At 73.5% G+C, this 7,595-nt stretch carries 1 protein-coding gene; it reads left to right on the plus strand.

Annotation, left to right across the window (positions count from 1 at the left end; all coding sequences use genetic code 11):
• The first annotated feature begins 119 nt into the window (after positions 1 to 119).
• Positions 120 to 7,523: a non-ribosomal peptide synthetase gene (locus JYA75_RS13465; protein ID WP_239010583.1), complete on the plus strand. Its 7,404-nt coding sequence runs from the start codon at positions 120 to 122 to the stop codon at positions 7,521 to 7,523.
• Positions 7,524 to 7,595: the final 72 nt, after the last annotated feature.

The raw sequence follows: 7,595 nt of genomic DNA on the forward strand, positions 1-7,595 counted from the left end.
GGATGAACGAGTGGCGGCTACCGGCCGGTACGGTCCCGCCGAGGGCGCCGGGCGCAGTGACTATGCTTGCTCGTTCGCGCGCGAGCAACGGAACCGAAGCGAAGGATGTGGGCATCTACATGCGGTCTTCTCGACACGACGGCAGCCTGGGCGGGAGCGATCCGGCGATCGCTCCCCAGTCGCCGGCCGTCGAGCGCCGCGAACGCCCCGCCCGCAGCCGCCGTCCCGCCCCCACCCGCCCCCAGCGGGGCTCCCGCACCCGCACCCAGGCGACGTTGCTGCCGCAACTGCTGGTATCGGCCGTGGAGGAACGCGGCGATCACCCGGCGGTCGTCGCGGCGGGCGGGGCGACGCTCACGTACCGGGAGCTGGACGAGAAGTCGTCGCAGCTGGCGCGGCTGCTGATCGAGCGGGGCATCGGCCCGGGCGACGTGGTGGCGGTCGCCGTGCCCCGCTCGGCGGAGTCCGTCCTGTCCGTGTGGGCGGTGGCGAAGTCGGGGGCGACGTTCCTGCCCGTCGACCCGAAGTACCCGGCCGAGCGGGTCCTGCACATGGTGTCCGACTCCGGCGCGGCCGTCGGCCTGACCCTCACGGCCTTCGCCGCGGACCTGCCGGGCTCGGTGCGGTGGACCGCGCTCGACGATCCCGGCGTGGCCGGTGACATCGCCGCCCGCCCCGGCCACCCGGTGTCGTACGCCGATCGGATCCGGCCGCTGTCCGAGCTGCACCCGGCCTGGATGATCTACACCTCCGGGTCGACGGGCCTGCCGAAGGGCGTGTCCGTCCCGCACACCGGCATCGCCGGCCTGATCACCGCCGAACGCGAGCACTACCGGGTCACCGCCGAGGCGCGGGTGCTGCACATCTGCTCGCCCAGCTTCGACGTGTCGATGCTCGAGCTGCTGAGCGCCTTCACCGCCGGCGCGACCCTGGTGGTCTCGCCGCCGACGATCGTCGGCGGCGCGGACCTGGCGGAGCTGCTCGCGGCCGAGCGCGTCACCCACACCTTCATCACCCCGGCGGCGCTGGGGTCCGTCGACCCGCAGGGCCTGGACGACCTGCGCGTGGTCGTGGTGGCGGGGGAGAGCTTCGGTCCCGATCTCGTCGAGCGCTGGGCCGCGCCCGGCCGCGACTTCTTCAACGGATACGGGCCGACCGAGGCGACCGTCCTGGCGGTGAGCAGTGCCCCCTTGCACCCGGGCGAGCCGATCCGCATCGGTACCCCGATCCCCGGCGTGGGGGCATACGTGCTCGACACGCACCTGCGCCCGGTCCCCGCCGGTGTCACCGGTGAGCTGTACCTGGCGGGCGCACAGCTCGCGCTGGGGTATCACGCCCGTCCGGGCCTGACCGCCGACCGGTTCGTCGCCAACCCGTTCGCGGACGGCGGGGCGCGCATGTACCGCACCGGCGACCTCGTGCGCCGGGACGACAGCGGTGTGATCGAGTACCTCGGCCGCTCCGACTTCCAGGTCAAGATCCGCGGCTACCGCATCGAACTCACCGAGATCGACGCGGTCCTCGTCCGGCACCCGGACGTCGAGTTCGCCACCACCGTGGGCCGCGCCCTGCCCTCCGGGGAGACCGCGCTCGTCTCCTACGTCGTGCCGGCCGCCGGGGGCGCGGACCTCGACACCGGCGCTCTCGTCGAGTTCGCGGCCGGCTTCCTGCCCGACTACATGCTCCCGGCGGCGGTCGTCCCCATCGCCGAGGTGCCGCTCAATCCCGTCGGCAAGCTCGACCGCGCGGCCCTTCCCGCCCCGGTGTTCGCGGTCCGGGAGTACCGGGCGCCGCAGACCCCGGCCCAGCAGGCCGTCGCCGACGTCTTCGCCGACGTCCTCGGCGTCGAGCGGGTCGGTCTCGACGATTCGTTCCTCGACCTCGGCGGCAACTCCCTCGTCGCCACCCGGCTCGTCGCCCGGCTCGGCGCGGCCCTCGACACCCGGGTGCCGGTGCCGCTGGTGTTCGAGGCGCCGACGGTGGAGGCGCTCGCGGCGCGGCTCGAGTCGCAGGCCGGCTCGGGTGCCGTGGCGCTGGTCGCCCGCGACCGCCCCGAGCGGATCCCGTTGTCGCTCGCCCAGCAGCGCATGTGGTTCCTGAACCGGTTCGCGCCCGAGTCGGCGGTGGACAACATCCCCGTCGCGATCCGGCTCGCCGGGCGTCTCGACGTCGACGCCCTGCGCGGCGCGGTCGCCGACCTCGTCGCCCGGCACGAGTCGCTGCGCACCGTCTACCCGGAGACCGACGGCGACGGCTACCAGGTGGTACTGCCGGTGGCCGAGGTACTGCCGGATCTCGCCCCCGTCGAGGTTGCGGCCGAGGACGTTCCCGCTCGCGTCCTCGAGCTGGTCGGCACCGGGTTCGACGTCACCGCCGCCGTGCCGTGGCGCGTCGCGCTGCTGCGGATCTCCGACGAGGAGCACGTGCTCGTCTTCGTCGTGCACCACATCTCCGGCGACGGTTTTTCCATGACGCCGCTGACCCGTGACGTCGTCGCCTCCTATCGGGCGCGCACCCGTGACGAGCCGAATCCGTTGCCGCCGTTGTCGGTTCAGTACGCCGACTATGCGCTCTGGCAGCGCGAGGTGCTCGGCGACGAGGACGATCCGGAATCCGTGCTGTCGCGGCAGCTCGCCTACTGGCGCGCGCAGCTCGCCGACCTGCCCGAGGAACTCACCCTCCCGGTGGACCGGCCCCGTCCCGCCGTTGCGTCCAATCACGGTGCCGCCCTTCGTGTCCCGATCGACGCCGAACTGCACGCGGCGCTCGCCGACCTGGCCCGCACCCACAACGCGAGCGTGTTCATGGTGGTGCACACGGCGCTGGCCGTGCTGCTGGCCCGGCTGTCCGGCACCGACGACATCGCCGTCGGCACCCCCGTCGCGGGCCGCGGCGAGGCCGCCCTGGACGACCTGATCGGCATGTTCGTCAACACGCTGGTGCTGCGCACCGCCGTCGAACCCGGTGAGCCGTTCGCCGACCTGCTCGCCCGGGTGCGCGGCACGGATCTCGAGGCGTTCGCGAACGCCGACATGCCGTTCGAACGGCTCGTCGAGGTGCTCGACCCGCCCCGCTCGCAGGCCCGGCACCCGCTGTTCCAGGTGATGCTCACCTTCCAGAACCTGCCGCAGTCCGCCCTGGAGCTGCCCGACCTGAGCATCTCCGGGGTCGAATTCGACACGGCCATCGCGAAGTTCGATCTGCAGGTCACCGTCGCCGAGCAGCTCTCGGAGCGCGGCGCCCCCGGCGGGATGACCGTCGAACTCGCCTACGCCACCGATCTTTTCGACGCCCCCACCATGCGGTCCCTCGCCGACCGGTTCACCCGGATCCTGCGCGGCGTCACCGTGGACGCCGCCACCCCGGTCGGCGCGCTGCCGTTCCTGGACGACGCCGAGGCCGAGCGGATCCTCACCGAGTGGAGCACGCTCGGGTCCGGGGTCCGGGTGCCCGCAGCGGCGACCCTCGCCGACCGCTTCGACGCCGTCGTCCGCCGCAGCCCCGACGCCCCGGCCGTCACGTTCGCCGGACGCACCCTCTCGTTCGCCGAGCTCGACGCGCGCGCCAACCGCCTCGCCCGCCGGCTCGTCGCGGCCGGGGCGGGCCCGGAGGAGCTCGTGGCCGTCGCGCTGCCCCGGTCGGCCGAGTTGATCGTGGCGCTGCTGGGGGTGCTCAAGTCCGGTGCCGCGTATCTGCCCACCGACACCACGTATCCGGCGGAGCGGCTGCGGTACATGCTCGAGGACGCACGTCCGCGCTGCGTCGTCACCACCACCACCGGTGACGGCGACGCTCTGCCGGACGTCGGCCTGCCCCGGGTGTACATCGAGGACGACGACCCGCACGCGCCGTCCGGGCCGCTCACCGACGCCGAGCGGAGCGCGCCGCTGCATGCGGACAACCGCGCCTACGTCATCTACACCTCCGGCTCCACCGGCCTCCCCAAGGGCGTCGCGGTCACCCACCGCAACGTGCTGACCCTGTTCGACAACGCCGAACCGCTGTTCGGGTTCGGTGCCGACGACGTGTGGACGCTGTTCCACTCCTACGCATTCGACTTCACGGTGTGGGAGCTGTGGGGACCGCTGCTGTACGGCGGCCGGCTCGTCGTCGTCGACTACCTGACCTCACGCTCGCCCGAACAGTTCCTCGAGCTGCTGCGGGCAGAGCGGGTCACCGTGCTCAACCAGACCCCCTCGGCGTTCCTTCAGCTCGACGAGGCCGACCGGGTCGCGTCCGTGGAGCGTCCCGACGCCGATCCGCTCGCACTGCGATACGTCGTGTTCGGCGGCGAGGCGCTCGACCTCGGCAAGCTCGACGGCTGGTACGGGCGCCGGCCCGTGGCGCCGACGCTGGTCAACATGTACGGCATCACCGAGACCACGGTTCACGTGTCGTTCCTGGCCCTCGACCGCGGCGCCGCGCGCCCCGGTGCCGCCAGCCGGATCGGCCGCTCCCTGCCGGGGCTGCGGCTGCGGGTGCTCGACCGGCGGCTGCAGCCCGTCCCGGTCGGGGTGCCGGGCGAGGTGTACGTCTCCGGTGACCAGCTCTCCCGCGGCTACCTCGGTCGGCCGGGACTGACCGCCGCGCGGTTCGTCGCCGACCCCTTCGGGGCGGGCCGGCTGTATCGCACCGGCGACGTCGCGCGGTGGAACGCCGACGGCGAGCTCGAGTACGCCGGGCGCAGCGACGCGCAGGTGCAGTTGCGGGGCTTCCGCATCGAGCTGGGCGAGGTCGAGGCGGCGCTGCTGCGTGCCGACGCGGTGGCCCAGGCGGTCGCCGTGGTCCGCGACGACGGTCTCGGCGACCGGCTCGTCGGCTACGTCGTGCCCCGCGCCGGCGCGGACGTCGACGTGGCCCGCGTGCGCGAGCAGCTCGGTGCCTTCCTCACCGGCTACATGATTCCGGACCTCGTGGTCGTCCTCGACGAGCTGCCGCTCACCGTCAACGGCAAGCTCGACCGGCGCGCCCTGCCGGTGCCGCAGGCGACCGCCACCACCGCGGGCGGGCGCCGCGAACCGGCCACCGCCGCCGAACGCGCCGTCGCGCAGGTGTTCGCCGACGTGCTCGGCGTCGAGCGGGCCGGTGCGGACGACTCGTTCTTCGAGCTCGGCGGCAACTCGCTCATCGCGACGCGGGTGATCGCGCGGATCAACGAGTCGCTCGGAACCGCCCTCGCGATCCGCGAACTGTTCGAGGCACCGACCGTCGCCGAACTCGCGGCCCGGGCCGACGCGCACGCGGAATCGGCGCCCCGGCCCGCGCTGACCGCCGGGCCCCGCCCCGATCGGGTGCCGCTCTCGCTCGCCCAGCAACGCATGTGGGTGCTCAACCAGCTCGATCCCGCCTCCGCGAGCTACAACATCCCGCTCGCGATCAGGCTGCGTGGCCGCCTCGACACCGCGGCGCTCACCGCCGCGGTGCGCGACGTGATCGAGCGGCACGAGTCGCTGCGCACCCGGTACCCGCAGGACGAGACGGGGCCCTACCAGCACGTCCTCGACGCCGACGCGGTGGTGCCCGCGGTCGTGCCGGTCGAGGTGGCGTCCGAGCAGGAGGCGTTCGCCGAGGTCGTCGCCCTCGCCGCCGAGGGCTTCGACGTCTCCGCGCAGGTGCCGGTGCGCGGCCGGATCGTCTCGGTCGGCGCCGACGACCACGTGCTCGCTCTCGTCGTCCACCACATCTCCGCCGACGGTGCGTCGCTGGCGCCGCTGGCACGGGATCTGATGACCGCCTACGCGTCGCGGTTGTCGGGCGGCACGCCGGCCTGGGCGCCGCTCGAGGTGCAGTACGCCGACTACGCGCTCTGGCAACGTCGGGTCCTCGGTGACGCCGACGATGCGCAGTCGCCGGCCGGTGCCCAGCTGTCCTACTGGCGTTCGCGCCTGGCCGGGGTGCCCGAACTGCTCGATCTGCCCACGGACCGGCCCCGGCCGCCGCAGCCGTCGCTGCGCGGCGGCACGGTGGCGGTGGAGGTCGACGCGCAGATCCGGCAGCGGCTCGACGCCCTCGCGCTCGAGCACCGGGCGTCGCTGTTCATGGTCGTCCACGCGGCGCTCGCCGTGCTGCTCGCCCGGCTCAGCGGCACCCACGACATCGTCGTCGGCACGCCTGTCGCGGGCCGCGGTGACCGGCGCCTCGACGACCTCGTCGGGATGTTTGTCAACACCCTCGCCCTGCGCACGGATGTGGACCCGGCGGCGACCTTCGCCGAGCTGCTCGACCGGGCCCGCGCCGTCGACCTCGAGGCGTTCGGCCACGCCGACGTGCCGTTCGAGCGGGTGGTCGACGACGTGGTGGCCGTGCGCTCCCCGGCCCGGCATCCCGTGTTCCAGACGGTGCTGTCGTTCCAGAACACCGAGGCCGCGCGCCTCGAACTGCCGGGTCTCACCGTCGAGGCCCTCGACGCCGGTGAACTCGCCGCGAAGTTCGACCTGCAGGTGACCGTCGATCCGCGTGAGCACCCGGGCGGCTCGGCCGCCGGCATGCACGTCGGGTTCACCTACGCCGTGGACCTGTTCGACGCCGGCACCGTCGCGACGTTCGCCGAACGCTTCGTGACCGTCCTGCGCGCCGTCGCGGAAACCTCCGACGCGGTGGTCGGGGACATCGACATCCGCACCGAGACCGAGCGCACGGCGCCCACGGTCATCGAGCCCGAGCCGGTGGCGGTCCCCGACCGCGTCGAGCGGACGGTGCCGCAGGAGTGGCAGGTCGCCGTGGAGTCCGATCCCGAGGCCCCGGCGTTCGTCGCGGACGGCGTCGAGGTCACCTACCTCGACCTCGACCGCCGGTCGTCGCAGTGGGCTCGGTATCTCATCGCCGAGGGCGTCGGGCCCGGCGACGGCGTCGCGGTCGCCGTGCCGGCGGGCCCCGAGCTGATCACCGCGCTCTGGGCGGTGACCAAGGCGGGTGCCGCGATCGTGCCCGCCGTGTCCGGCTCCGCCACGCCTGCGGAGACACCCGGGCTCGGGTTGACGACGACCGGGTCGGACGCCCGTCGGTCCGCCGCCGCGCGCTGGGTGTGCCTCGACGACCCGGCGACGGTGGCCGCCGTGGACACGCTGTCCCACCGGCCGGTCGACTACTCGGAGCGGGTCCGGGTCCTGCAGCCGCAGCACCCCGCGCTGTGGGTGGCCGGCCGCGTGCTCTACCACGGCGAACTGGTCGCCGTGGTCCGCGGCGGTGCGGCCGCGCTGAAGCTGGACTACGAATCGCGGTCGCTGGTGTGCGACCTCACGGCGGAGCAGTGGCGCATCTTCGCGATCCTGGCTGCCGGGATCGCGGGGGCGGTGGTGATCGTGCCCGAGCCCGGCGCCGACCTCGCCGCCGTCGTGGCCGACGAATGGGTAACCCACGCGTTCGTGCCGTCTTCGCTGGTAGACGCGTTGAACGAGGCACCGGGTGACGACCTCGGGGTCGTGGTCGTCACCGACCGCGACGAGGTCCCGCCGGGGTCCGTTGCCGCGGGTGGGCAGTGGACGACAGTGGCCGCCGTCGACCCATGGAGTATGCGGAACTGAATACCGGCCGGTAGATTCCTCCCGGGCGGGACGAGTTCTCCATGCTCTTCCCGCGTGTGGAAGGAGCTGTAT

It is taken from the genome of Rhodococcus sp. PSBB066 (genome assembly GCF_017068255.1).
GTDB lineage: Bacteria > Actinomycetota > Actinomycetes > Mycobacteriales > Mycobacteriaceae > Rhodococcus > Rhodococcus aetherivorans.

Coding starts and splice junctions, on each gene's coding strand:
- JYA75_RS13465 (WP_239010583.1), top strand. CDS start 120: ATGCGGTCTTCTCGACACGACGGCAGCCTGGGCGGGAGCGATCCGGCG.